Below are 24389 nucleotides of genomic sequence, written 5' to 3' on the forward strand. Positions count from 1 at the left end.
GGGTCGGTGACTTCTCTGCCCGAGGAACCCGGTTCCCGCCAGAACCCGCCGACCGTCGGCGTGGTCACCGTGACGTACTCGTCCGGCGACTACCTGCATAATTTCCTGCGCACCCTGGCCGCGGCCACCACCGCACCGGTGCAGGTGGTGATCGCCGACAACGGTTCGGTCGACGGCGCCCCGGAACAGGCGGCAGCCGACCACGACAACGTGACGCTGGTGCACACCGGCGGCAACCTCGGTTACGGCGGCGGGATGAATCGCGGGGTCGCCGAGCTGGATCCGAACATCGAATTCGTCGTCATCGCCAACCCGGACATCGAGTGGGCGCCGGGCAGCCTCGACGAACTGCTCGCGGCAGCCGCCCGGTGGCCGCGCGCCGGTGCGCTGGGGCCGCTGATCACCGAACCCGACGGCAGCGTCTATCCCTCAGCCCGTCGCGTCCCCGACCTGGTCTCCGGGACCGGTCACGCCGTTCTGGGCGCGGTGTGGAAGTCCAATCCGTGGACTGCTGCCTACCGCAACGACGCCGCCGAGCTGGTCGAACGCCCCGTGGGCTGGTTGTCCGGCTCCTGCCTGCTGGTACGGCGCGCCGCCTTCGACGGCATCGACGGTTTCGATTCGCGCTACTTCATGTTCATGGAGGACGTGGATCTGGGCGATCGCCTGGCGCGGGCGGGGTGGCTGAACGTCTATGTGCCCACGGCCCGGGCCATGCACGCCAAGAGCCACTCGGTCTCCAAGTTCCCGGAGCGGATGATCACCGCTCACCACGACAGCGCCTACCGGTTCCTGGCCGATCGCCACCGCGGACCCGGGTGGGCGCCGGTGCGCTGGGGACTGCGCGCCGGTCTGGCCGCCCGGCGCCGGATCGCGATCTCGGCAGCCCTGCGCGCGCAGCAGGGCACCTCCGCCCCGACGCCACCGACCTCCCCAACGCCACCGACCCCCGAAGCGAGAAGGTGACCGCAGTGACCACGACCGAGACGGCTGCCCCCGATGTACAAGCCCTGATCCTGGTGGGCGGCAAGGGAACCCGCCTGCGGCCCCTGACGCTGTCGGCGCCCAAACCGATGCTGCCCACCGCCGGGGTACCTTTCCTGACGCACTTGATCTCGCGGATCCGCGACGCCGGGATCACCGACATCGTGCTGGGCACCTCGTTCAAGGCCGAGGTCTTCAACGAGCACTACGGCGACGGTTCCGACCTGGGCGTCACACTGACCTATGTCACCGAGGAGGAAGCACTCGGTACCGGCGGCGGCATCCGGAACGTCTACGACAGCCTGGTCGCCGACACCGTCCTGGTCTTCAACGGTGATGTCCTGGGCGGCACCGACATCCGGGAGGTCCTGGACACCCACCGTGACTCCGGAGCCGAGGTCACCCTGCACCTGGTGCGGGTCGGTGATCCGCGCGCCTTCGGCTGTGTGCCCACCGACGACGACGGCCGGGTCACCGCCTTCCTGGAGAAGACCCAGGATCCGCCGACCAACCAGATCAACGCCGGCACCTACGTGTTCAACCGCGACGTGATCGCCGAGATCCCCGCCGGACGCGCGGTCTCGGTGGAGCGGGAAGTGTTCCCGAAACTCCTCGCCGAGGGACGGCACCTGCAGGGACACGTGGACAGCGCGTACTGGCGCGATATGGGCACCCCCGAGGACTTCGTCCGGGGTTCGGCCGATCTGGTGCGCGGTATCGCACCGTCGCCGGCGCTGGCCGGAGCCAAGGGGGAGTCGCTGGTGAAGGCCGGCGCCCATGTGGCCGCCGGTGCGGTTCTGATCGGCGGCACCGTCGTCGGTGCCGACGCGATGATCGGCCCGACGGCCAGGCTCGACGGTGCGGTGATCTTCGACGGCGCCATCGTCGAGGCCGGTGCGGTGATCGAACGCAGCATCATCGGTTTCGGGGCGCGCATCGGCCGCGGCGCCCTGATCCGGGACACGGTGGTCGGCGACGGCGCACATGTGGGCGCCCGCTGTGAACTGCTGCGCGGTGCCCGGGTCTGGCCGGGTGTGCAGTTGCCGGAGAACGGGATCCGCTTCTCCACCGACGTCTGAGTCACGGCCTCGCACCGGCCCGGAGTGCGCCGGTCTCATGGAGGGCGCGACGGGGGAACGCGCGGTCAGCGCGCTTTCGCCGCGGCCAGCAGGCCCGAGCCGACCGGGACCACCGCAGGCAGAAGCCGATCGTCCTCGGCGATCAGGGTCGCGGCCTCCCGGGCCGCCAGGGTTCGCGGATCGTCGGCATCCCGGTCGGCGATCGTGCCCCCGGCCGACGCATTGTTCAAGATCACCACGCCGCCGGGGCGCAGGATGCGCACCGACTCGGTGACGAACACCGGGTAGCTCAGGAGCGGCCCGTCGACGAAGACCACGTCGTAGGAGTCGTCGGCCAGCCGGGTCAGCACATCGGTCGGGGCGCCGGTGATCAGCCGGGTCCGCCCCGGTGCGATCCCCGCATCGCGAAACGCCAGCCGGGCGGCGCTGTGATGTTCGGGCTCGGGATCGATCGTGGTCAGCACACCGCTTTCGGGCATACCGGCCAGCAGCCACAGACCGCTGACTCCGACGCCGGTCCCGATCTCCACCACGTGCTGGGCGTCGGCGATCCGCGTGAAGAGGGAGAGCAGGGCTCCGGCGGCCGGGCTGATGGTCGCGGCACCCAGCTCCTCGGCCCGCATCCGGGCCGACCGCAGGGTCTCGTCTTCCAGGATCGCGGCATCGGCGTAGGCGGCCAGGTCGGCCGCCGGTGACCGGGGCGTGCGGTCGGCGGGCGTGTCACTCATGACCGCAAGCGTGCCACGCCGATCATCCGGGCGCGCCGGTGGCGCGCCGGGGCGGAGGCAGATCACCGGCCGGGATCCTCAGTAAACCCTCAGGGCGGTAACAGCGACTGCACACGGGCATAGGACAGGCTCAGTAGGCGAGCGGACAGAACATGGCAGCCAACCGAAGGGATCGGCGAACGCAGTGACGGCACCTCAGAGCAACGACGGGCAGACGTCGTCGACGGGCACGGCTGGCTTCGATGCCACCGGCAACGTGGCGATGATGCCCTCCTGGGAGGAGTTGGTGGCCGAACACGCCGACCGCGTCTACCGCCTCGCCTATCGGCTCAGCGGTAACCAGCACGATGCCGAAGACCTCACCCAGGAGACCTTCATCCGGGTCTTCCGTTCGCTGACCAGCTACAAGCCCGGCACCTTCGAAGGCTGGCTGCACCGCATCACCACGAATCTGTTCCTAGACATGGTGCGGCGCCGCAGCAAGATCCGGATGGAAGCACTCGACACCGGGTATGAGCGGATCCGCGCCGACACCCCCGATCCCCAGCAGGCCTATGCCGAGGCGAGTCTGGACCCGGATCTACAGCAGGCGCTCGATTCGCTGGCGCCGGATTTTCGCGCCGCCGTCGTCTTGTGCGATATCGAGGGTCTGTCCTACGAGGAAGTGGCGGCCACGCTGGGAGTCAAGATGGGCACCGTGCGCAGCCGCATTCACCGTGGGAGGCAGGGGATCCGAGAGTTTCTCGCCGCCCGCGGGCACACCGACAGCCGGTCGGTGGCCGTCGGCGGTGCCGGCTGAGCCGCCCTGGCCCCGGGGTTCGGCTACGCTTGGACTCATCGCACCGCACGGGCGGCGGTGTCGGTCGGCACGCTGAGGAAGGGGTGAAGCGCGTGACTCACCAGGGTTCACCGCGCCCTCGGCGCTGGGCGCCGATCGGTGCGATGTTCGCGCCGAATCCCGAATATAGGGCCGGCCGCGACTTCGCCTCGACCGATCATCTGGCTGCCGATGCCGTCGTCGCCTACGTCGACGGTGTTCTGCGTCCGGACGCATGCGCCCGGGTCGAAGACCACCTGCGCTTGTGCGCCGCGTGTGCCGCCGATATCGATGCCCAGGCCACCGCGGCGGCCCTGCTGCGCGGTAGTTGCGATGTGAGTGCGCCGTCCGATCTGGTCGGCGAACTCAGCCAGATTCCGACGCGCGAATACCATGTGCGCGACCTCGACCGGCGGAGCCGCTGACCCGTGACCGACACCCCCGACTGGTCGGACCGTGACGGTGCCGACGCCCCTCGCCCTGCCCTGCCCGTTCGCCGCGGCGGTGCGCCGGTCTCCCCGCAGACCGCCGCCGTCTTCGGCAGGCCGACCGGGGTGGACGGGTCGTTCGGCACCAGACCCGAGGCCGCGCCGCAACCGCAGATCGCCGCGCCCGATCCGGTGCTCGCCGAGGCCTTCGGCCGCCCGGCCGGCGGATCCGGGGGACTGCAGCGCGATCCGTACGCCCAATACGGTCGGGACCGTCAGGAGCCGGCACCGGCCGACCCGTGGCGCGATCCTGCCTCGGCTGCCCACCTGGACGGTCCGGCACTGACCGAAGAAGCTCCGGAGCAGCCGACCGAGGCGGGACCGAAACTGGGCGTGCGTGAGCTGCTCTTCGGCGGCCGCGTGCACTGGTGGGCGCTGGTCTCCCTGGGCATCGTCGCACTGCTGGTCGGTGTCGGCGGCGGTCTGATCGGCCGCTGGACTGCCGAGGCGATTCCACCGCTGAACTCCCATTCGGTCTCCCTGAACGTCGACGACTCGGCAGCGGCGAGCAGCGATATCGCCAAGGTCGCCAAAGCGGTGGCCCCGACCGTGGTGGTGATCGAAGTACGCACCGCTGGCGGCGGCGGTTCGGGCTCGGGTTTCGTGGTGGACAAACTGGGTTACATCGTCACCAACAACCACGTGATCTCGCTGGCGGCCAACGATAAGAACGCCAAACTCGAAGTGGTCTTCGACGATCACAAGCGGGTGCCGGCCCGCATCGCCGGCCGGGACGTCAAGACAGATCTGGCCGTCCTCAAGGTCGACGGTGTAGAGAACCTGACGGTCAGCACCCTCGGCGACTCCTCGAAGCTGGAGATCGGCCAGCCGGTCATCGCTTTCGGTGCGCCGCTGGGCCTGGATCGCACCGTCACCACCGGCATCGTCAGCGCCGTCGACCGGCCGGTGCCGCTGCGTCCGGATGCAGTCTCCGACACCGACGCGGTGATCAACGCGATTCAGACGGACGCGGCCATCAACCCGGGCAACTCTGGCGGGCCGCTGGTCGACGCCGCCGGCCGCGTCGTCGGCGTCAATACCGCGATCGCCGCCACCGGCGGAGGATCGATCGGCCTGGGTTTCGCGATTCCCATCGACGAGGCCAAACCGATCACCGAACGGCTGATCGCCGACGGCAAGGTGACCCACCCGCAGATCGGAGTCTCCGCGGCAACGGTCCGCAACGACAAGGTCTTCGGTGCGCGCGTCAAAGACATCGCCTCGGGAAGCCCGGCCGCGCGCGCCGGCCTCAAAGAGAACGACGTCATCACCTCTTTCGACGGCAGACCCATCGAGGGGGCCGACGAGTTGACCGTGGCCGTGCGGATGTCGAAGATCGATGAAGAGGTGAAGTACACCTACTGGCGTGACGGCCGGACCTTCGACGGCAAGATCACTCCGGTGAGCGACTAGGAAGCGGCCTGATGTTCAGCAGTGTGGGATGGGGCGAGATCTTGGTGCTGATCGTCCTGGCGCTGATCATTCTGGGACCTGAGCGGCTGCCGGATGCGATCACCTGGGTGATGCAGTCGCTGCGCAAGGTCCGCGACTACGCGACCGGTGCCTCGAAGGATCTGCAGGAGCAGATGGGGACCGACTTCGATTCACTTCGCGAACCCCTGCAGCAGCTCAACGAGCTGCGCCAGATGTCGCCGCGGGCCATGGTGACCAAGCATCTGTTCGACGGAGACTCCTCGACCCTGGACGAGATCGAGACCTCGGTGCGCGATTCGCTGAGCATCTCCGGCCCCGCCCCGTCGAACCCGCACCCGCCCGGCGGTGCCACTCCGGGAAGTCAGCCGCCGATCGGGCCCGGGACCCAGGTGGATCTGACCCGCTTGGCCGGCACCGACCAGGAGACAGCGGCGCCGCCGGCGGAGCCGACGCCCAAGCCCCGGCGACTGGACGCTGCCGACTGGGACGCCACCTGACCGACGTCACCTGAGCGGCCGGTGGCCCGGGGCTCGGTGAGCGTGCCGAGGGTCAGCGGCGGACGGTATCGATCCCCAGGCTCATGCCGGCCAGACCGCGTTTGCGGACCGCCAGCTTGTCGGCGATCTCCCGCAGTGCCCGCCCGGAGACCGAATCGGGAGCCGACAGGACGACCGGCTCGCCGGTGTCCCCGCCCTCGCGGAGCTGCTGCTCCAGCGGGACCTGACCGAGCAGTTCCACCTTGGCGCCGACCAGACGGGTCAGGCTTTCGGCGACCTGCGCGCCACCACCGGAACCGAAGGGCTCCATTCGGCTGCCGTCGGGCAGCTCCATCCACGACATGTTCTCCACCACGCCCAGGATCTTCTGTTTGGTCTGCAGCGCGATCGACCCGGCGCGTTCTGCGACCTCGGCGGCGGCCTGCTGGGGAGTGGTGACCACCAGGATCTCCGCACCCGGGATCAGCTGAGCGATAGAGATCGCCACATCGCCGGTGCCCGGCGGCAGATCGAGCAGCAGCACGTCCAGATCGCCCCAGTAGACGTCGGCCAGGAACTGCTGGAGCGCACGGTGCAGCATCGGACCACGCCAGGTGACCGGTGTGTTGCCGTCAGTGAACTGGCCGATGGAGATGAATTTCACGTCGTGGCTCATCGGCGGCATGATCATCGACTCGACCTGCGTCGGCTTGGCATCGCTGCCGAGCATGCGCGGAACGCTGTGCCCGTAGATGTCAGCGTCCAGGACACCGACCGAGAGCCCGCGTGCGGCCAGGGCTGCGGCCAGATTCACCGTCACACTGGACTTGCCGACACCGCCCTTACCCGAGGCGATCGCGTACACGCGGGTCAGATTGCCGGGCTTAGCGAACGGGATCTCCGGCTCGGCACGATCGCCGCGCAGCTGCTTGCGCAGTGCGGTCCGCTGCTCGTCGTTCATCACATCGAGTTCGACGCGGACCTCACCGACTCCGGGAACGTCGGCGACGGCGCTCTTGACACTGCTGCTGATCTTGTCCTTGAGCGGACAGCCCGCGGTGGTCAAGAAGATGCCCACGTCCACGGTGCCGTTGGCGGCGATCTCGACCGACTTGACCATGTTCAAGTCGGTGATCGGTTTGCCGATCTCGGGGTCGTGGACCTTGCTGAGCGCGGAGCGAACGGCGGATTCAGTAGGGGCTGCTGCGGTGTTCACATCTCCCAGCCTAGGACTAAGCGCAAGTGCGGCGCTCAGCGGCTAGGGGCGGCAGGCTTGTTCGTGGTGGCCTTGGGAGCGCCGGACTTGGGGGCAGCCTTCTTCGGTTCCGGCGCAGGCGCCGGGGCCGGCCCCACCCCCGGGGGTAGACAGATCGCACCCAGGCAGTTCTGGTGCAGCGTCGGTTTGGCCTTCCTGGTCGACGGCGCCGAGCTCTCCGGGCCCTCCTGGCCGGGTGCGTCTTTCTTGTCTTTCTTGTCCTTCTTGCCCTTGTCCTTGTTGTCCTTATCCTTCTGGTCCTTCTTGACCGGATCGGCGGGCGCGGAGTGCATTTCGGGGATGCCACCGGTGGGGATCACGCCGGTGGCGTAGGCCGCGGCCCAACCCAGGACGTTGTTGGCGTAGGCGACCGAGCGGTTGTAACGCAGGATGTTGTTCACCTTGTGGGCGTCGGCCATGATGTTGGTGACCCCGGCGCACAGGTACCGGCCCGCCGAATAGGCGGCGTCGAAGATGTTGTCCGGATCGGCCTTTCCGTCGCCGTTGGCGTCGGCGCCCCAGGCCTTCCAGGTGCTCGGGATGAACTGCATGGGGCCCATGGCGCGGTCGTGGCGGGGGTCGCCGTCCAAGACGCCGCCGTCGGTGTCGGTGATGACCTCGTTGCCTGCCAGCGAACCGTCGAGCACCGGCCCACGGATCTTGGTGCGGGTGTTCCCGTATTCATCGACGTTGCCGCCGCCGGCGTGTCCGGACTCGATCCGGCCGATCCCGGCCAGCAGGAACCAGGGCAGCTGGCACTGGGGACTCTCGGCGGCGACGCGGGTGGCACCGAGTTTGTACGCCTGCAGGACCACCCCGGGGATTCCGAGCGGACCGTTGGGCAGGTTGGCGGCGATACGGAACTGCGGATTGGCCGAGGCGGCCGTGTTCTCGGCGGGCGGTGCGAAACCGTAAAGGGTGGGGGAGGACGCGGGGACGGCGGCGGCCACGGCCGTCTCGCCGTCGCCGGACACCACGGTGACGCTGGCGACCCCGGTCGGTGCGGCCGTCCCGGCGGAAGTGCTGGCGGTGGCTCCGACGAGCATCGCGGCGCCCACGGCGGCGACTCCGGTGGTCACGACGGCCCCGCGCAGCGCGGACCGGCCGGCGGACCGAGCCGCCGGGCTGCGGCGCGATTTGATACCCATCAGAAACTCATCCCCATCAGTTCTGATCACGTTCACGTGTCATTCCACGTGCTGGACAGCGTTCGCCACCGGTGAGCCGAGCGGCTCCGTAGTGCAAACTGTGAGCCAGCATACCCTGCGGTAAGGCGGGCCGAGCAGGCTACGTCCGATCCCGGTGCAACGAGGTCAGCTCCGGGGGGACAGCGCTGCTGGCGCCCCGTTCGGCAGGACCGGCGGCGAGGCGGTCGAGCAGTTCGTCGAGCAGGCCGTCGAGCTCGCGGCGCAGATAGTCGCGGGTCACCGTCTCGCCGACGGCCAGCCGGACCGCAGCCAGCTCGCGGGCCAGGAATTCGGTATCGGATTTTGTTTGAGCGGCCCGCCGGCGGTCTTCGTCCAGGGAGACCTTGTCGCGGTTCTCCTGCCGGTTCTGGGCCAGCAGGATCAGCGGGGCGGCGTAGGCGGCCTGGGTGGAGAAGGCCAGATTGAGCAGGATGAACGGATAGGGATCCCATTCGAAGGCGAAGACGCCGATGTTCAGGAAGATCCACACCACCACCACGATGGACTGGATGGCCAGGTACGAGCCGGTGCCCAGAAAGCGGGCGACCCGTTCGGCGTACACGCCGACCACATCGGCGTCGAACCGGTCGGAGACCCGGCGCCGGCCGTCGCTGGGGGTGTCGAGGCGGCGTGGAGTCATCGCGGAAGACCCTCCGGTTCCTGTTCGCGCCAGTCTCGGGGCAGCACCGCATCCAGGAGGTCGTCGACGGCCACCGCCCCCAGCAGATGTGCCGACTCGTCCACCACCGGCGCCAGCGACAGGTTATAGGTCGCAAAGAAGCGTGTCATGGCCTCCAGCGAATCCTCCGGCCGGAGCCGGGGGATGTCATCGTCGAGGATCCCGGCGACCAGGTTGGCCGGTGGTTCGCGCAGCAGCGCCTGGGTATGTACGACGCCGAGGAAAGTGCCGGTCGGGGTGCTGGTCGGAGGTCGCACCACCATGACCATGGTGGCTGTGGCCGGACCGACATCGGGGTTGGCCACCCGGGCCAGGGCCTCCGAGACCGTGGTCCCGGCCGAGACGATGATCGGTTCGGGCGTCATCACACCGCCGGCGGTGTCGGGGGAGTGCAGCAGCAGCCGGCGCACCGGCGCCGAATCCTCCGGGGCCATCCGGGCCAGGAGTGCTTCGGCCTCGGCTGCGGGCATGACGCCCAGAAGGTCGGCGACGTCGTCGGGATCCATCGCTTCGAGGACCGCGGCGACCCGGGCCCGGTTGAGCGAGGCCAGCAGGGCGGTCTGTTCGTCGGTGGTCATCTCCTGCACGATGTCGGCCAGCCGTTCGTCGTCGAGGGCGGCGGCCAATTGCTGACGGCGTTGCTCGGGCAGTTCCCGGAAGGCATTGGCCACGTCGGCCGGCCGCATCCCCTCGAATTGGGTCAGTGCCAGCTCGACGCCGTGGCCTGGGTGGTTGAGGTTCAGCTTGCTCAGCCCGACCACGTGATTCCACGGAACCACGCGCGTCTCGCCGCGGCGGCGCAGCCCGCGGCGACCGGTCCGCAGCGCGACGCGGCTGACCACCCAGTCCAGTGATCGGGTGCGTTCGATCTCCATGTCGACTACCGACAACTCGGTCTCGTGCAGTTCGGGGAATTCCGGATCGTCGGTGTGCACCGGGCTCTCGAGCACCTGACCGACGGCCAATGCCTCGTTGGGCCGCAGCTGCAGGTTGCGCACGTTCACCCGCCCGGTGGTCAGAGTGACCGCATCGGCGTCGATGTTGGTCACCCGCCCCATCGGGACGAAGATGCGGCGGCGGCTGGCCGCCAGCTCCACTGCCAGGCCCAGTGCCCGGGAGCGCTGGCCGGGCAGGTGCATGGCCAGCACCACATCGCGAACGCGGCCGATGGATTCACCGTCGGGGCCCAGGACCACCAGACCCACGAGTCTGGCGACGAAGACCTTGAGCGTTTGCGTCATGGTACTAAGGGTAGAAGCATGCCCGCACCGTTCGGGTGTCGCCGCGACGAGAGGTGTAAACATGACCCAGCCGATGCGGCAGGCTCCGGGCCTGCCGACCAAGCCGACCGGGTGGCCGGTCGGCTCGTACGAGACCTACGAAAACGCGCAGCGTGCCGTCGACTACCTGTCGGACAACCACTTCCACGTCGAAAAGCTGACGATCGTCGGCGTCGACCTGATGCAGGTCGAACGGGTCCTGGGGCGGCTCACCTGGGGCAAGGTCCTCGGCGGCGGCCTCGTCTCGGGGGCCTGGTTCGGTCTGTTCGTCGGCCTGATCATCAGCATCTTCGTCACCGGGTCGGACTTCTGGGTCCCGATCGTCTTCTGTGTTGTGGCCGGCATGGTCTTCGGACTGATCAGTGCGGCGATCCCGTACGCCGCCACCCGAGGCCAGCGCGACTTCGCCTCGACCATGCAACTGGTCGCCGGGCGCTACGACGTACTGTGCGATCCCGGTAGCGCCGAACAAGCCCGCGACATGCTGGCCAAGCTGGCCATCTGACCGACGCCGCGCGCCGATTCCAACCCGGCCGCCCCACCTTCCCGGCCCTCGGGGAGGTGGGGCGGCCGTCGTTTGCGGCCCGACAAAAGATCTCCCACGCCGGGCACCGAGGTGTGCAGTGAGTCACTGTGGGTGCGTTACCCTAAGCGACACGACACGATCCACAGGTGATCCTCAGGTAGGAGGCGTCCAGCGCGATGGTCCCCAAGGAATTTCCCGGCAGACGCCGGCGACGCCGTCTGCGTACTCGGGTCGCCGCCGCCGCGGTCGCGGCCACCGCGCTGGCGCCGGCGCTGGTGGCGTGCACTGCCGGCTACACCCCCGGCGTGATCAACATCTACGCCCCCGCCGACGGTGCCGGCGAGATCACCAGTCAGGCCGCGGTGTGCAGCGCCGCATCCGGTGGACGCTACGACGCGCGGGTGACCATCCTGCCCAAGGACGCCGACGGTCAGCGTCTGCAGTTGGCTCGCCGCCTGGCCGGTAACGACAAAGAGCTCGACGTGATGGCCATCGACGTGGTCTGGACGGCCGAGTTCGCCAATGCCGGCTGGCTGGTGCCGGTGCCGGCCGCACAGGCCGCCGACGTTGCCCGCACCAACCTGGCCGGTCCGGTGGAGACGGCGATGTGGAAGAGGCCCGACGACGCCGCACCGGTGCTGTATGCGTTGCCGATCTGGACCAACACCCAGCTGCTCTGGTACCGCCCCGATGTGCTCCGGAGCTTCCTGGGCCCGCGGGCCCAGGTGCCGACCACCTGGGACGAGATGATCGAGCAGTCCACTGCCATCCACGCCAAGGACCCCAAGGGCCCGACACAGATCCTGGTCCAGGGTGCGCAGTACGAGGGACTGATGGTGTGGTTCAACTCGGTGCTCCAGAGCGCCGGCGGCCACATCCTGGACCCGGAGGACCCCTCCAAACAGGCGCTCAACGACACGCCCGAGCATCGTGCGGCGACCCTCAAGGCGCTGCAGATCCTCAAGGCGGTCACCAGCTATCCGGGTGCCGATCCGTCGATCAGCAACTCCGACGAGGGCACCGCGCGGGACGGGATGGAGCGGGGGATCGCCTCGTTCGAAATCAACTGGCCGTTCGTCTTCCAGTCGGCCCGGCAGAACGGCGCCTCCGGTGACGTCTCCTTCCTGAAGGATGCGATGGCGCCGTACGCCGCGCGCATCCTCGATGAGAAGAATCCGCCGACCGCGCAGGAGCTGACCCCGATCAACCGGGTGCTGCGCCGGTCGTTCGATTTCGCACCGTACCCGGGTGTGACCGCCGATCGACCGGCGAAATCGACACTGGGCGGACTGAACGTGGCCGTGGCCGCGACCTCGCCGCAGCAGGAGCTGGCTGCGGAGGTGGCCGCCTGCCTGACCAGTCGGGACGCGCAGCGTGTCTACGCGCTCGAGGGAGCGCTGCCGCCGACGGTCACAGCGCTGTACGAGGAAAAGGACTTCAAGACCGCCTATCCGATGGGTGATGAGATCCGCAAGCAGCTGGAGGAGGAGCATGTCGCACCGCGACCGGCCACACCCCAGTACCAGGCGGTGTCGACGCTGCTGACGGCGACGCTGAGCCCGGTCGGCCGCTGGGATCCGGAGACCATGGTCGACACCCTGGCCACCCAGGTCCAAAAGGCCATCGACGGGGAAGGGATCATCCCATGACCAGCGAAGACGACGAGCTGACCCCAGAGGAACCGAACACGGACGCACCGACTTCCGACCTGTCGGCTCCCGATCCGGTCAGCTCCGACGACATCGAGGCCATCCCGCCGGAACCGGTCGCCCCGATTCACTCCGACCTCTGGGTACCGCCCGAGGCCATGGCACCGGCACCCGGCAGCGAACGCCCGCTCACCGGCCAGCCGCTGGCTGCCCCGCCGCCGGCCGAGTACCCGGCGGACTATCCGCACGACGGCCCCGGGGCTGAGGTCTACGCGGCAACGCTGCCCGGGGCTGCGGTTCCCGAGTCTGTGGTTCCCGGGTCTGCGGTCGCCACCGCGCCGGCTCCGGTCGCCGCGACTACGGCACCGAAGCGTTCGCGGGCCACCGCCCGCAAGTCCAGTGAACGCAGGCTGGCCTACTGGCTGGTGGCGCCGGCCGCGATCGTGATGTTGCTGGTCACCGGCTATCCGATCGTCTACGCTTTCTGGCTCTCCCTGAACCGGGCCACGCTGACCGCACCCGATGAGAACGAATTCATCGGTCTGTCGAATTACGTGACGGTGCTCTCGGACGGGTACTGGTGGAGTGCGCTGTGGGTCACGGCCTTCATCACCGTGGTCTCGGTGGTGATCGAACTGATCCTGGGCATGATGATCGCCCTGGTCATGCACCGGACACTGTTCGGTAAGGGCACCATCCGCACCGTCGTGCTGATCCCGTACGGCATCGTCACGGTGGCCGCGGCGTTCTCCTGGTACTACGCGTGGACCCCCGGCACCGGATATCTGGCGAACCTGGTGCCCGACGGCACCGACCTGCTGACCCAGCAGTGGCCGTCGATCTTCATCATCATCCTGGCCGAGGTCTGGAAGACCACCCCGTTCATGGCGTTGCTGCTGCTGGCAGGTCTGGCGCTGGTGCCCGACGATCTGCTCAAGGCCGCACAGATCGACGGGGCCGGAGCCTGGACACGGCTGTGGAAGATCATCATCCCGATGATGAAGGCGGCCATCCTGGTGGCGCTGCTGTTCCGTACCCTCGACGCCTTCCGGATCTTCGACAACATCTACATCCTGACCAAAGGCAACAACGGCACCGGTTCGGTGTCCATGCTGGGCTACAACAACCTGTTCAAGGCCTTCAACCTCGGTGTCGGCTCGGCGATCAGCGTGCTGATCTTCCTGTGCGTGGCGATCATCGCCTTCGTGTTCATCAAGATCTTCGGCGCCTCGGCGCCCGGTTCCGACGACGAGGGGCGGTAGGGCGATATGAACCACATGAACAAGCGGATCGGCTGGACCATCGCCAACATCGTGGTGATCCTCTACGCGATCATCCCGCTGTGGTGGATCATCAGCCTGTCCCTGAAGCCGGTCGGCAGCGTGACCGACGGCAACTTCATTCCGCGGCAGTGGACACTGGCCAACTACCGCAGCCTGTTCGCCGACGGTGTGCTCAGCGAACTGCTGTGGACGGTGCTGGTGCTGGTGATCGGTGCGGCGCTGCTGGGGGTGGCGACCCTGGTCGGACGGCGCGCGCAGACCGCTGGGAATCACGCGCTGGCCACCGGCGCCCGCGTCGGTCGATGGGTGCTCGGCATCGGCATGGTGGTGGCACTGATCGTGGGCGTCATCGTTCCGCTGACCGACGGCGGCAACTTCGGCCGGCCGCTGCTCAACTCCATCGGCGTGGGCCTGATCACCACCCTGGTGGCCGTGGTGCTGGGCACCATGGCGGCCTATGCGGTCGCCCGCCTGGACTTCCGCGGGAAGAAGGCGCTGATCGGTGCGGCCCTGCTGATCGCGATGTTCCCGCAGATCTCGCTGGTGACACCGCTGTTCAATATCGAACGCAAGCTCGGCCTGTTCGATACCTGGCTGGGTCTGATCATCCCGTACACCGCGTTCGCACTGCCGCTGGCGATCTACACGCTATCGGCGTTCTTCCGTGAGATCCCCTGGGATCTGGAGAAGGCGGCGATGATGGACGGTGCCACACCCTCGCAGGCCTTCCGCCGGGTGATCGTGCCGCTGGCCGCCCCGGGCGTGGTGACCGCTGCGATCCTGGTGTTCATCTTCGCCTGGAACGATCTGCTGCTGGCACTGTCGCTGACCTCCACCCAGCGGGCCATCACCGCACCGGTGGCGATCGCGAACTTCACCGGTTCCAGTCAGTTCGAGGAACCCACCGGGTCCATCGCGGCAGCCGCCGTGGTGATCACCATTCCGATCATCGTCTTCGTACTCTTCTTCCAACGTCGTATCGTCGCCGGTCTGACCTCCGGCGCGGTGAAGGGATAATTCCATGGCCGACATCGTTCTGGAGAACGTCTCCAAGCAGTATCCGGACGGCTCGACGGCGGTGCAGGATGTGAATCTGCACATCGCCGACGGCGAGTTCGTCATCCTGGTCGGCCCCTCCGGCTGCGGAAAGTCGACGACGCTGAACATGATCGCCGGACTGGAGGACATCTCCGCTGGGACGCTGAGCATCGGCGGTCAGCGGATGAACGACGTCGCCCCGAAGGACCGCGACATCGCGATGGTCTTCCAGAGCTACGCGCTGTATCCGCACATGACGGTGCGGCAGAACATCGCATTCCCGCTGACGCTGCAGAAGCTGCCCAAGGAGCAGATCGCCGCGAAGGTGGAGGAGGCCGCGCGCATCCTGGATCTGGGGGAGTACCTGGACCGCAAGCCGGCCAACCTGTCGGGTGGTCAGCGCCAGCGGGTCGCGATGGGTCGGGCCATCGTGCGTCATCCCAAGGCGTTCCTCATGGACGAGCCGCTGTCGAACCTGGACGCCAAACTGCGCGTGCAGATGCGCACCGAGATCGCCGAACTGCAGCAACGCCTGGGGGTCACGACCGTGTATGTGACCCACGACCAGACCGAGGCCATGACGCTGGGCGATCGCGTCGTGGTGATGCGCGCCGGAGTGGTGCAGCAGGTCGGGGCTCCGCAGGAGCTGTACGACCGGCCGGCCAACTTGTTCGTCGCCGGGTTCATCGGTTCGCCCGCGATGAACTTCATTCCCGGTCAGCTGACCCCGACCGGCATCGACACGGTCATCGGGCCGATCGAACTACCGGACTATTCCCAGGTCGCCGCCAACGCACAGGCGGCCGGAGCCAGCGGTGAAGTGCTCATCGGAGTCCGTCCTGAACACCTGGCCGACGCCGATCAGATGGATCCGGCCCTCCTGCCGGCGATGACGACTTTTCAGGCGAGGGTCGACATCGTCGAATCGATGGGCTCGGACAAGTATTACTACTTCGCCCTGGACCACCGCGGACAGAGCGCACAGCTGCTCCATCAGCTCGCCGAAGATCTGGGGGCGTCGACCGCCGGGGGTCAGAAGGTGGCCCGGCTGCTGCCGTCGACGCAGGTCCCGCGCGGCGGGACACTGAATCTGGCGATGGACCCGCGGCTGCTGCACGTCTTCGACACCGACACCGGAGTGGCGCTGCGATAGAGCGGCGACCATACTCACCACGGTGAGCCCCGTACCGTCCATCGTCGACCTCGTCACCACGCATCTGACCCAGGCGCTCGGTGATGCACCCCAGCGCGCCAGTGTGACCTTCCTCGGGGTGGAACCGATCGAGGTGCTCCGGTTCGCCGACCTCGCGGCCGGCGAGGTGGTGCTGGCCACCGTCGGCTGTGCCCGCCACCCGATGCAGGATCCGAGCGAGCTGATGCCTGACCCGGACAAAGGACCGCGCGCCGAGTTGGTGTTGCGGCTGCGGGCGAGCGTTCCGCTGCCGGGCTTGCACAAGACGCTGGCCACCGTCGCCGCCGCTCCGGCCGTCGAAGGGCTGATTCTGGGCGAGGACTCCCTGGTCGATCTGCAGGAGCCGCTGTGGGGCGGGGCCATCTGTTCGGCGCTGCTGCTGTCGGAAGATTCCGGGATCACCGATCTGACGCTGCCGGATCCGGCCGAACCGGTGCGCTTCCTGCGTGCCACCCCGATCACCGCCAACGAAGCCGCCTGGGTGCGGCTGAAGGGTGCGCAGGCACTGCGCGATGCCTGGACCGAGGCCGGAGTGGATGTGGCCGACCCGACACGCGGCGGGGTCACCCCGGCCTGAACGGCGGTGACGGTACCGGGCGCCGGGCACGTCGACTACCGTTACCGAGGATGCAGAACTCCACGATGCGTGTCCTGACCGGCCTGCTGGCGTTGATCACCACCCTGGCCGCGGTCACTGCGTGCGGCGACGACACGCCGCCGCCGCTGCTGATTTCCTCCTCCGACCAGCCGGAGATGCGGGCCGCCGCCGCGCTCTACGCGGTGGCGCTGACCCGAGCCGGTATCCCCGCTACCACCGACGGTGCGCCCGTCGACCCGGACACCGAACTGCTCGAAGCGCTGGCCACCGGCCGGGCCGATCTGTTCCCGGCCTTCACCGGGCAGCTGCTGGAACAGCTCTCGGCCACGCCGCAGGCGCTGGGCGGAGAAGAACTGCAGGCCGAGGTGGCGAGGTCGCTGCCCCAAGGGGTCGCTGTCGGCGACCCGACCGGGGTGAGCGACCGGCCGCAACTGCTGATGTCGGCCGAGCTGCGTGAACGCTACGGCGTCGACAATCTGGTCCAGTGTTCAGCCGTGCCCGCCGGACTGCCTCTGGTGGTGACCGGTGCCGGTGCGGCGGCGCCGTCGCCGGCAGATCTGGCCGCTTTCGCCGACTGCCGGCCCGGTCCGGTGGAGCACGTCAGGGACAAGCGGGCGCTGCTCGAGCGTGTGGCCACCGGACAGGCGCTGGGGGTGCTGCCTGCGCTGCAGGTGGCGAGCCTGGGGGATCTGGGGCAGGTCCGGACGATTCCGGCCGACGGAGCGCCGCGCGCCCAGGACCTGGTGCCGGTCTATCGCAGTGCCGCGCTCAATCGGTCCGCACTGAAGCAGCTGAGCCGGATCGCCGGCGAACTGAGCACTGCCGACCTGGCAGAACTCGGCGCGCGAGTGGCGGCCGGGGAGGACCCGCGCGACGTCGCCGCCGACTGGCTCAGCGGTCGCCACTGACCGGACCCGCAGCGGACCGGCCGCGCAGACGAGACCACCCCGGCACCGCGATCACGCGGAACTGCCGGGGTGGAGTCGTTGGAAGAGCGCTCAGGACACGCGGGAGAGTGCCCAGTTGGTGGCGCGGGCGGCGATCCCCTGATAGTACGAGCCGACCAGGCGCACACCCAGATCGAGCAGTTTGGCGTCGGCGCCGACCAGGACGCGGGCATGCTCCTTCTCCACGGCGCGCAGGATGATGTCGGCGGCCTTCTCCGGTGAGGTGCGCGCCAGATACTTGTCGAACAGCTCGGCGGTCTTGGCGGCATCGTGATCGCCGGAGGCCGTCGAGTTGCGGGCGATGGCGGTCTTGATGCCGCCGGGGTGCACACAGGTGACGGCCACGTTGTTCTTGGCGATCAGCATCTCCTGGCGCAGCGCCTCGGTGAAGCCGCGTACGGCGAACTTGGCCGAGTTGTAGGCCGACTGCCCGGGTTCGGACAGCAGCCCGAACAGTGAGGAGACGTTCACGATCGCACCGTCACCCGAGGCGATCACGTGCGGCAGGAAGATCTTGGTGCCGTTGACTACGCCCCAGTAGTCCACGTCCATGATCCGTTCGATGTCCTTGAACTCCATCGTCTCGACCTCACCGTGGTGGGCGATGCCGGCGTTGTTGATGATGGCGTTGACCTTGCCGAAGTGAGCGACCACGGCGTCGGCGTACTCCATGAACGCCTCGCGTTCGACGACGTTGAGGAGCTGGGCGTGGACGTCGCCGCCGGCTTCCTGGACCAGCTGTTCGGTGGTGCTCAGGCCCGCCGGGTCGACGTCGGAGATGGCGACCTTGGCGCCGCGCTGAGCAAGTTTGACCGCCAATGCGCGACCGATGCCGGAGCCTGCGCCGGTGACGACGACGACCTTGCCACGAAAATCCTTCATGAATGTGTCCTTATCCTCGAGAAGCTTGAAGTGGGTGCAGATGGGGTGGTCAGACGCCGGCGGCGACGGCGGTCCGGTCGGCGTCGGTATGCCCGTCGGCGGGGGCCGGATCGGTCGACACGTCGTAGGCGGCGATGTCGAACCGGCGGGTGGTGTTACGGAAGTTGAAGGTGAATCCCGGCCACAGCACGGTGATGTTGCCGTTGGCGTCCTTGTACCAGGAGGAGCAGCCGCCGTTGACCCAGACCGAGCGCCTGAGTTTGTCCTGCAGGTCGGCGGTGTACCGGTCCTGGACGTCCTGGCGCACCTCGGTACGCGTGACCCCGGCCCGGGTGGTCTTCTTGAGGTAGTCGATCAGGTAGTTCAGCTGGGACTCGATCATGTAGACCATCGAGGTGTGGCCCAGACCGGTCGACGGGCCGATCAGCAACGCCATGTTCGGGAAGCCGTGGATGAAGGTGCCCTTGTACCCGGTCATGCCGCCCTCGTCCCAGACGTCCTTGAGGGTCCGGCCGCCGACGCCGTGGATGGTTTCGAATACCGGGGAGTCGGTGACGTGGAAGCCGGTCGCCACGACGATGACGTCGACCGGATGCTCCTGGCCGTCGGCGGTGACGATCGCGTCGGCGGTGATCTTGCTGATCGGGTCGGTGATCAGATCGACGTTGTCGCGGTCCAGGGTCGGATACCACTCGTTCGACTTGAGGATGCGCTTGCAGCCCACGGCGAAGGTCGGGGTGACCTTGGCGCGCAGCTGCGGGTCGCGGATGCCCTTGAAGATGTTCGCCCGCGAGAGCGCTTCGACGGGCTTGAGCGCCTTGGGTGCGTAGGTCATTCCGGCGGCGATCGACTCGTTGGCGGTGTAGATCCCGCCGCGGATCAGCGTCTGCAGACCGGGGATGTTCTTGAAGGCCCAGTTCTCCACCGGCAGGTACGGGCGCTCGGTGCGCGGCACGATCCACGGGGCGGTGCGCTGGTAGACGTCCAGGTGGCCGGCGATCTTCCCCAGCTGCGGCACGATCTGGATCGCCGAAGCGCCGGTGCCGATCACCGCGATGCGCTTACCGGCGTAGTCGTAGTCGTCGTCCCACCGGGCCGAGTGCACCATCTTGCCGGCGAAGTCCTCGATGCCGTCGATATCGGGCAGGTTCGGCTCGCATAGCGGTCCGACGCCGCCGACCAGGTGGCGGGCGCGGACCTGGCCGGGGGTGCCGTCGCGTTCGATGTCGAGGATCCAGCGCCGCTCCTCCTCGTTCCAGGCCGCCTTGGTCACCTCGGTGCCGAACCAGGTCTTGGCACCGATGCCGTACTCGTCGGCGACACCATTGATGTATCGGTGGATCTCCGGCTGGTGGGAGTAGGACCGCGACCAGCCCGGATTCTGGGCGAAGGAGTACGAGTACAGATGCGAGGGGACATCGCAGGCCGCACCGGGGTAGGTGTTGTCTCGCCACGTACCGCCGAAGTCTGCACCGCGGTCGAGGACCACGTAGTCGTCGAAGCCGTTCTGGGCGAGCCGGATCGCCGCACCCAGGCCGGAGAAGCCGGCTCCGACGATCGCGATCTCTACATCGTGTGTTGTCATGATGTCAGCCTAAAACAGTTACTGACCCGACGTCAATAGTTATTGATCAAGCGTCAACAACTCGTTGAAACGCCGATGGCGGTGCCTTAGGCTGGGCGCATGACGGTCACCGAGAACGCTGCCGGCACCCCGGAGCGGCGCCGCCGGATGAGTCCGGAGCAGCGCCGGCAACAGCTGCTGGACATCGGTCTGGCGATGTCCCGGGACATGCCGCCGGAGGAGGTGACCATGGAGGCGGTGGCCGAGGCCGCGGGGGTCTCGCGCGGTCTGGTCTTCCACTACTTCGAATCCACCCATGACTTTCACCTGGCGATCATGCGTGCACAGGCCGCCGACATGCTCGAGCGTACGCGGCCGCCGGAGGGGATCGACGACCCCAACGAAGCGGCACTGGCGGCTATCGGTGCGTATGTCGACTACGTCGAGGAGCATCCGGCGGCCTATGCTTCCGTGCTGCGGGGGGCGCTCAGCGCCGAGGCGGGTCTGCGCGAGGTGACCGAGGCGACCCGCAACGAGGTCGCCGCCCGAGTGATCTCCTTCGCCCCCGCGCTGGGGCTGACGGTCAACGCCACGGTCCGCGCAGCGGTGATGGGCTGGATCGCTTTCACCGAGGACGTGATGATCCGCTGGCTGACCGAACGGGAGCTGAGCCGCGAGCAGGTGCTGGGGCTGCTGACCACGTCACTGCTGGCCGTGGCCGGTGCCGCTGCGCTGGTCGACGTATAGGGTCGTCCGTCCCGACGCGGCGGCGGCCGCTCAGACGACTCGCGCCCCGCAGCAGTGCTGCGGGGCGCGAATGGTCAGCGAGGGTCAGCTGAAGGCCGAATTGATGATCTCGGCCTGTTCGACGGCGTGGACCTTCGGTGAACCGGAGGACGGCGCCGCCATCGCCCGGCGGGAGATCCGGCGCAGTCCCGACAGCTTGTTGGGCAGCAGATCCGGTAGCCACAGCCCCAGGAACGGCCACGGCCCCTGGTTGGCAGGCTCCTCCTGGACCCACACGAAGTCGGTTGCGTTCGGGTACTGATCCAGCGTGCGGGCCAGCCGGCGGTGGGGTACCGGGTACAGCTGCTCCAACCGGATGATCGCGATGTCGTCGCGGCCGTCCTTGGCCTGCTTGGCCGCCAGCTCGTAGTAGAGCTTGCCTGAGACCAGCAGGATGCGGGTCACCTTTGCGCGATCGCCCACTGCGCCCTGACCGTTGAAGTCGCCGGCGTAGTAGGGGTCGTCGCGCACCGACAGGAACTTGCCCTCGGTGAACTCCTCGATCGGGGAGACCGCGGCCTTGTTGCGCAGCATGGACTTGGGGGTGAACACCACCAGCGGGCGGCTGATGCCATCGTGCACGTGGCGGCGCAGCAGGTGGAAGTAGCTGGCCGGCGTGGACGGCAGCGCCACGGTCATCGAACCCTCGGCACACAGTTGCAGGAAGCGCTCGATGCGTCCGGAGGTGTGGTCGGGACCCTGGCCTTCGTGTCCGTGCGGCAGCAGCAGGACCACATCCGACCGCTGGCCCCACTTGGCTTCACCCGAGCTGATGAATTCGTCGATGATCGACTGGGCGCCGTTGACGAAGTCACCGAACTGCGCCTCCCACAGAACCAGCGCATCGGGGTTGCCGATCGCGTAACCGTATTCGAAACCGAGCACGGCGAACTCGCTGAGGGGCGAGTCGTAGACCATGAAGCGGCCCGGGCCCTCGGGGACCAGGGCGTTCAGCGGGGTGTACTCCGAACCGTTCTCCCGGTCGATCAGGACCGAGTGGCGCTGCGTGAAGGTGCCTCGACGTGAGTCCTGGCCGGAGAGCCGGACCGTCAGTCCCTCCTCGACCAGTGTGCCGAAGGCCAGCAGCTCGGCGAAAGCCCAGTCCACATCGCCGTTGCGGCTCATGTCCCGGCGGCGTTCCAGGACCGGCTTGACCCGGGGATGCGGGGTGAAGCCCTCGGGCAGTTCCACGAAGGCGTCGCCGATCTTGGTCAGCGCTGCGGCCGGCACCGAGGTGACCAGCTGCACCGGGAGCTGCTGGTCTTCGGTGATCGGCGGCGACGCCTCCGGCGTGAAGCGGTCGAGCTCCTTGACCTCCACGAAGACGCGCTCGAGCTGGCCCTGGTAGTCGCGCAGGGCGTCCTCGGCCTCCTTGGTGGAGATGTCGCCGCGGCCGATCAGCGATTCGGTGTAGCTCTTGCGGACGCTGCGCAGGCTGTCGATCACGTCATACATGGCCGGCTGGGTCATCGAGGGGTCGTCGCCCTCGTTGTGGCCGCGGCGGCGGTAGCAGACCAGATCGATCACCACATCGCGGTGGAACGCCTCGCGGTAGTCCACCGCCAGCTGAGCTGCCCACACGCAGGCCTCCGGGTCGTCGCCGTTGACGTGGAAGATCGGGGCGTCGACGGCCTTGGCCAGGTCGGTGCAGTAGCGCGTGGACCGCGAGTACTCCGGGGCGGTGGTGAAGCCGACCTGGTTGTTGACCACGATGTGCACGGTGCCGCCGGTGCGGTAGCCGTTGAGCATCGACAGGTTCAGCGTTTCCCAGACCACGCCCTGGCCGGCGAAAGCGGCATCGCCGTGCAGCATGAGCGGCAGGATGCCGAAACGCTGATCCTCGTCGAGCATGTCCTGCTTGGCGCGGACGATGCCCTCCAGGACCGGGTCGACGGCCTCGAGGTGGCTGGGGTTGGCGGTGAGCGAGACATCGATCTCGTTGTCGCCGAACATCTGGTAGTACTTGCCCTCGGCGCCCAGGTGGTACTTCACGTCACCGGAGCCGTGCATCTGGGAGGTGCCCAGATCACCTTCGAATTCGGTGAAGATCTTCGAGTACGGCTTGCCGACGATGTTGGCCAGCACATTGAGGCGGCCGCGGTGTGGCATGCCGATGATGACCTCGTGCAGCGAGTGCTCGGCGGCCCGGTCCAGGACCGAGTCCATCATCGGGATCACCGACTCGGCGCCCTCCAGGGAGAAGCGCTTTTGACCGACGTACTTGGTCTGCAGGAACGTCTCGAAGGCCTCGGCCGCATTGAGCTTGGACAGGATGTACTTCTGCTCGGCCACCGACGGCTTCACATGCTTGATCTCGACCCGTTCCTGCAGCCAACGCTGCTGATCGGGGTCGAGGATGTGGGTGTACTCCACACCGATGTGACGGCAGTACGCATCGCGCAGGATCGCCAGCACATCGCGCAGCTTCATCTTCTCTTCGCCGTGGAATCCACCGACGTTGAAGGTGCGGTCCAGATCCCACAGGGTCAACCCGTAGGTCAGCACGTCCAGGTCCGGGTGAGCCGAGCGGCTGTCGATCTGCATCATCAGCGGATCGGTATCGGCCATCAGATGACCGCGGCTGCGGTAGGCGGCGATCAGTTCCAGGACGCGGGTGTTCTTGTCGACCAGTCCCTCCGGGATGTCCCGGCGCCAGCGGACCGGCTCGTAGGGGATGTTCAGCGCGATGAACAGCTCATCCCAGAAGTCGTCGCTGAGTAGCAGCTGGTGGATGGTCCGCAGGAAGTCGCCGGATTCGGCGCCCTGAATGATCCGGTGGTCGTAGGTCGAGGTGAGCGTCATCAGCTTGCCGACGCCCATATTGGCCAGTTGCTCGTCGGAGGAGCCCTGGAACTCGGCCGGGTACTCCATGGCGCCCACGCCGATGATCGCACCCTGGCCGGGCATCAGGCGCGGTACCGAGTGGACGGTACCGATGGTGCCGGGGTTGGTCAGCGACATGGTGACGCCGGCGAAGTCGTCGGCGGTCAGCTTGCCGTCGCGAGCCCGGCGCACGATGTCCTCGTAGGCGGCCCAGAACTGGGCGAAGCCCATCTTCTCGGCCTCTTTGATCGCGGCGACGACGAGGGTGCGGTTGCCGCCCTTGCCGGGCAGGTCGATGGCCAGACCCAGGTTCGTGTGGGCGGGGGTGACGACATTGGGCTTGCCGTCGATCTCAGCGAAGTGCCGGTTCATCCCTGGGAAGGCCTTGACCGCCTGCACGATCGCATAGCCGAGCAGATGGGTGAAGCTGACCTTGCCGCCGCGGGTGCGGGCCAGGTGATTGTTGATGACGGTCCGGTTGTCGATCATCAGCTTGACGGGGATCGCGCGCACGCTGGTGGCGGTCGGCACGTCCAGGGAAGCGGACATGTTGCGCACGATCGCTGCGGCCGGACCACGCAACACGGTCGTCTCGTCGGCGGTCTGTTCGGCGGCGGGCTTGGCCACCGCGGTGCTGCGGCTGACACCGGCGGCCGCCTTGGTGGCGGCGGCCTCCTTGGCCGGGGCCGGGGCG

The 24389-nt window shown here is 67.9% G+C and carries 22 protein-coding genes; 14 read left to right on the plus strand and 8 right to left on the minus strand.

Annotation, left to right across the window (positions count from 1 at the left end):
- Positions 1–6 precede the first annotated feature (6 nt).
- Positions 7–966, plus strand: coding sequence for a glycosyltransferase family 2 protein (locus GOHSU_RS04675; protein ID WP_005937560.1), 960 nt, complete (start codon positions 7–9; stop codon positions 964–966).
- A 5-nt stretch (positions 967–971) separates the two neighbouring features.
- Positions 972–2063, plus strand: coding sequence for a mannose-1-phosphate guanylyltransferase (gene manB, locus GOHSU_RS04680; protein ID WP_005937562.1), 1092 nt, complete (start codon positions 972–974; stop codon positions 2061–2063).
- A gap of 65 nt (positions 2064–2128) precedes the next feature.
- Here the strand turns inward: manB and GOHSU_RS04685 are convergent, their stop codons facing one another.
- The gene (locus GOHSU_RS04685) at positions 2129–2791 is read right to left on the minus strand and encodes an O-methyltransferase (protein ID WP_005937565.1); all 663 of its coding nucleotides are present in this window, start codon (positions 2789–2791) and stop codon (positions 2129–2131) included.
- A 184-nt stretch (positions 2792–2975) separates the two neighbouring features.
- Between GOHSU_RS04685 and sigE the strand changes: the two genes are divergently transcribed.
- From sigE to tatB, 4 genes are all read left to right on the plus strand, one after another.
- Positions 2976–3590 carry an RNA polymerase sigma factor SigE gene (gene sigE, locus GOHSU_RS04690; RefSeq protein WP_005937568.1) on the plus strand — a complete coding sequence of 205 codons (615 nt, stop codon included), beginning with the start codon at positions 2976–2978 and terminating at the stop codon, positions 3588–3590.
- 92 nt (positions 3591–3682) lie between these two features.
- On the plus strand, positions 3683–4033 hold the full coding sequence (locus tag GOHSU_RS04695) for a zf-HC2 domain-containing protein (RefSeq protein WP_035739985.1): 351 nt from the start codon (positions 3683–3685) through the stop codon (positions 4031–4033).
- A gap of 3 nt (positions 4034–4036) precedes the next feature.
- Positions 4037–5509 carry a S1C family serine protease gene (locus GOHSU_RS04700; protein ID WP_005937584.1) on the plus strand — a complete coding sequence of 491 codons (1473 nt, stop codon included), beginning with the start codon at positions 4037–4039 and terminating at the stop codon, positions 5507–5509.
- An 11-nt stretch (positions 5510–5520) separates the two neighbouring features.
- On the plus strand, positions 5521–6027 hold the full coding sequence (gene tatB, locus GOHSU_RS04705; RefSeq protein WP_005937587.1) for a Sec-independent protein translocase protein TatB: 507 nt from the start codon (positions 5521–5523) through the stop codon (positions 6025–6027).
- A gap of 52 nt (positions 6028–6079) precedes the next feature.
- On the opposite strand, the gene GOHSU_RS04710 is transcribed toward tatB, so the two are convergent.
- The 4 genes from GOHSU_RS04710 to GOHSU_RS04725 form a co-directional block, all read right to left on the minus strand.
- Complete coding sequence (locus tag GOHSU_RS04710) at positions 6080–7222, minus strand: Mrp/NBP35 family ATP-binding protein (protein WP_005937590.1); 1143 nt, start codon at positions 7220–7222, stop codon at positions 6080–6082.
- Positions 7223–7257: 35 nt separating this feature from the next.
- Complete coding sequence (locus tag GOHSU_RS04715) at positions 7258–8409, minus strand: lytic transglycosylase domain-containing protein (protein ID WP_005937592.1); 1152 nt, start codon at positions 8407–8409, stop codon at positions 7258–7260.
- 139 nt (positions 8410–8548) lie between these two features.
- Entirely contained in the window at positions 8549–9088 is a 540-nt protein-coding gene (locus GOHSU_RS04720; RefSeq protein WP_005937594.1) for a DUF1003 domain-containing protein, read from the minus strand.
- Complete coding sequence (locus GOHSU_RS04725) at positions 9085–10368, minus strand: magnesium transporter MgtE N-terminal domain-containing protein (protein WP_005937596.1); 1284 nt, start codon at positions 10366–10368, stop codon at positions 9085–9087. Before GOHSU_RS04725 ends, GOHSU_RS04720 begins: the two co-directional genes overlap by 4 nt.
- A gap of 61 nt (positions 10369–10429) precedes the next feature.
- On the opposite strand from GOHSU_RS04725, the gene GOHSU_RS04730 reads away from it, so the two are divergent.
- The 7 genes from GOHSU_RS04730 (at position 10430) to GOHSU_RS04760 (ending at position 17601) form a co-directional block, all read left to right on the plus strand.
- Entirely contained in the window at positions 10430–10912 is a 483-nt protein-coding gene (locus GOHSU_RS04730) for a YflT domain-containing protein (protein WP_005937598.1), read from the plus strand.
- A 197-nt stretch (positions 10913–11109) separates the two neighbouring features.
- Positions 11110–12582, plus strand: coding sequence for an extracellular solute-binding protein (locus GOHSU_RS04735; protein ID WP_005937600.1), 1473 nt, complete (start codon positions 11110–11112; stop codon positions 12580–12582).
- On the plus strand, positions 12579–13844 hold the full coding sequence (locus GOHSU_RS16985; RefSeq protein ID WP_005937603.1) for a carbohydrate ABC transporter permease: 1266 nt from the start codon (positions 12579–12581) through the stop codon (positions 13842–13844). The genes GOHSU_RS04735 and GOHSU_RS16985 overlap by 4 nt, the downstream gene beginning before the upstream one ends.
- Before the next feature lie 6 nt (positions 13845–13850).
- The gene (locus GOHSU_RS04745; RefSeq protein ID WP_024332794.1) at positions 13851–14882 is read left to right on the plus strand and encodes a carbohydrate ABC transporter permease; all 1032 of its coding nucleotides are present in this window, start codon (positions 13851–13853) and stop codon (positions 14880–14882) included.
- A gap of 4 nt (positions 14883–14886) precedes the next feature.
- Positions 14887–16056: an ABC transporter ATP-binding protein gene (locus GOHSU_RS04750; protein WP_005937609.1), complete on the plus strand. Its 1170-nt coding sequence runs from the start codon at positions 14887–14889 to the stop codon at positions 16054–16056.
- 22 nt (positions 16057–16078) lie between these two features.
- A complete protein-coding gene (locus GOHSU_RS04755) occupies positions 16079–16672 on the plus strand; it encodes a suppressor of fused domain protein (RefSeq protein ID WP_005937612.1) in 594 nt (197 codons plus the stop codon).
- Between the two features lie 50 nt (positions 16673–16722).
- A complete protein-coding gene (locus tag GOHSU_RS04760; RefSeq protein ID WP_024332795.1) occupies positions 16723–17601 on the plus strand; it encodes a glycine betaine ABC transporter substrate-binding protein in 879 nt (292 codons plus the stop codon).
- Positions 17602–17691: 90 nt separating this feature from the next.
- Here the strand turns inward: GOHSU_RS04760 and GOHSU_RS04765 are convergent, their stop codons facing one another.
- Both GOHSU_RS04765 and GOHSU_RS04770 read right to left on the minus strand, forming a co-directional pair.
- Positions 17692–18522: an SDR family NAD(P)-dependent oxidoreductase gene (locus GOHSU_RS04765; protein WP_005937617.1), complete on the minus strand. Its 831-nt coding sequence runs from the start codon at positions 18520–18522 to the stop codon at positions 17692–17694.
- Positions 18523–18571: 49 nt separating this feature from the next.
- Positions 18572–20107 (minus strand): flavin-containing monooxygenase, encoded by a 1536-nt coding sequence (locus tag GOHSU_RS04770; RefSeq protein ID WP_005937621.1) that lies wholly within the window; start codon positions 20105–20107, stop codon positions 18572–18574.
- Positions 20108–20206: 99 nt separating this feature from the next.
- On the opposite strand from GOHSU_RS04770, the gene GOHSU_RS04775 reads away from it, so the two are divergent.
- Complete coding sequence (locus tag GOHSU_RS04775; RefSeq protein ID WP_005937624.1) at positions 20207–20833, plus strand: TetR/AcrR family transcriptional regulator; 627 nt, start codon at positions 20207–20209, stop codon at positions 20831–20833.
- 84 nt (positions 20834–20917) lie between these two features.
- On the opposite strand, the gene GOHSU_RS04780 is transcribed toward GOHSU_RS04775, so the two are convergent.
- The coding region (locus GOHSU_RS04780) for a multifunctional oxoglutarate decarboxylase/oxoglutarate dehydrogenase thiamine pyrophosphate-binding subunit/dihydrolipoyllysine-residue succinyltransferase subunit (protein ID WP_005937627.1) at positions 20918–24389 on the minus strand (3472 nt) is incomplete at its 5' end.

It is taken from the genome of Gordonia hirsuta DSM 44140 = NBRC 16056, assembly GCF_000333015.1.
In the GTDB taxonomy this organism is placed as follows: domain Bacteria; phylum Actinomycetota; class Actinomycetes; order Mycobacteriales; family Mycobacteriaceae; genus Gordonia; species Gordonia hirsuta.

What these genes read in the sequence shown, in the direction of transcription:
- GOHSU_RS04685 (WP_005937565.1), bottom strand. Translation starts at nt 2,791, where the DNA reads ATGAGTGACACGCCCGCCGACCGCACGCCCCGGTCACCGGCGGCCGAC.
- tatB (WP_005937587.1), top strand. Translation starts at nt 5,521, where the DNA reads ATGTTCAGCAGTGTGGGATGGGGCGAGATCTTGGTGCTGATCGTCCTG.
- GOHSU_RS04715 (WP_005937592.1), bottom strand. Translation starts at nt 8,409, where the DNA reads ATGGGTATCAAATCGCGCCGCAGCCCGGCGGCTCGGTCCGCCGGCCGG.
- GOHSU_RS04720 (WP_005937594.1), bottom strand. Translation starts at nt 9,088, where the DNA reads ATGACTCCACGCCGCCTCGACACCCCCAGCGACGGCCGGCGCCGGGTC.
- GOHSU_RS04725 (WP_005937596.1), bottom strand. Translation starts at nt 10,368, where the DNA reads ATGACGCAAACGCTCAAGGTCTTCGTCGCCAGACTCGTGGGTCTGGTG.
- GOHSU_RS04730 (WP_005937598.1), top strand. Translation starts at nt 10,430, where the DNA reads ATGACCCAGCCGATGCGGCAGGCTCCGGGCCTGCCGACCAAGCCGACC.
- GOHSU_RS04735 (WP_005937600.1), top strand. Translation starts at nt 11,110, where the DNA reads ATGGTCCCCAAGGAATTTCCCGGCAGACGCCGGCGACGCCGTCTGCGT.
- GOHSU_RS16985 (WP_005937603.1), top strand. Translation starts at nt 12,579, where the DNA reads ATGACCAGCGAAGACGACGAGCTGACCCCAGAGGAACCGAACACGGAC.
- GOHSU_RS04745 (WP_024332794.1), top strand. Translation starts at nt 13,851, where the DNA reads ATGAACCACATGAACAAGCGGATCGGCTGGACCATCGCCAACATCGTG.
- GOHSU_RS04750 (WP_005937609.1), top strand. Translation starts at nt 14,887, where the DNA reads ATGGCCGACATCGTTCTGGAGAACGTCTCCAAGCAGTATCCGGACGGC.
- GOHSU_RS04760 (WP_024332795.1), top strand. Translation starts at nt 16,723, where the DNA reads ATGCAGAACTCCACGATGCGTGTCCTGACCGGCCTGCTGGCGTTGATC.
- GOHSU_RS04765 (WP_005937617.1), bottom strand. Translation starts at nt 18,522, where the DNA reads ATGAAGGATTTTCGTGGCAAGGTCGTCGTCGTCACCGGCGCAGGCTCC.
- GOHSU_RS04770 (WP_005937621.1), bottom strand. Translation starts at nt 20,107, where the DNA reads ATGACAACACACGATGTAGAGATCGCGATCGTCGGAGCCGGCTTCTCC.
- GOHSU_RS04775 (WP_005937624.1), top strand. Translation starts at nt 20,207, where the DNA reads ATGACGGTCACCGAGAACGCTGCCGGCACCCCGGAGCGGCGCCGCCGG.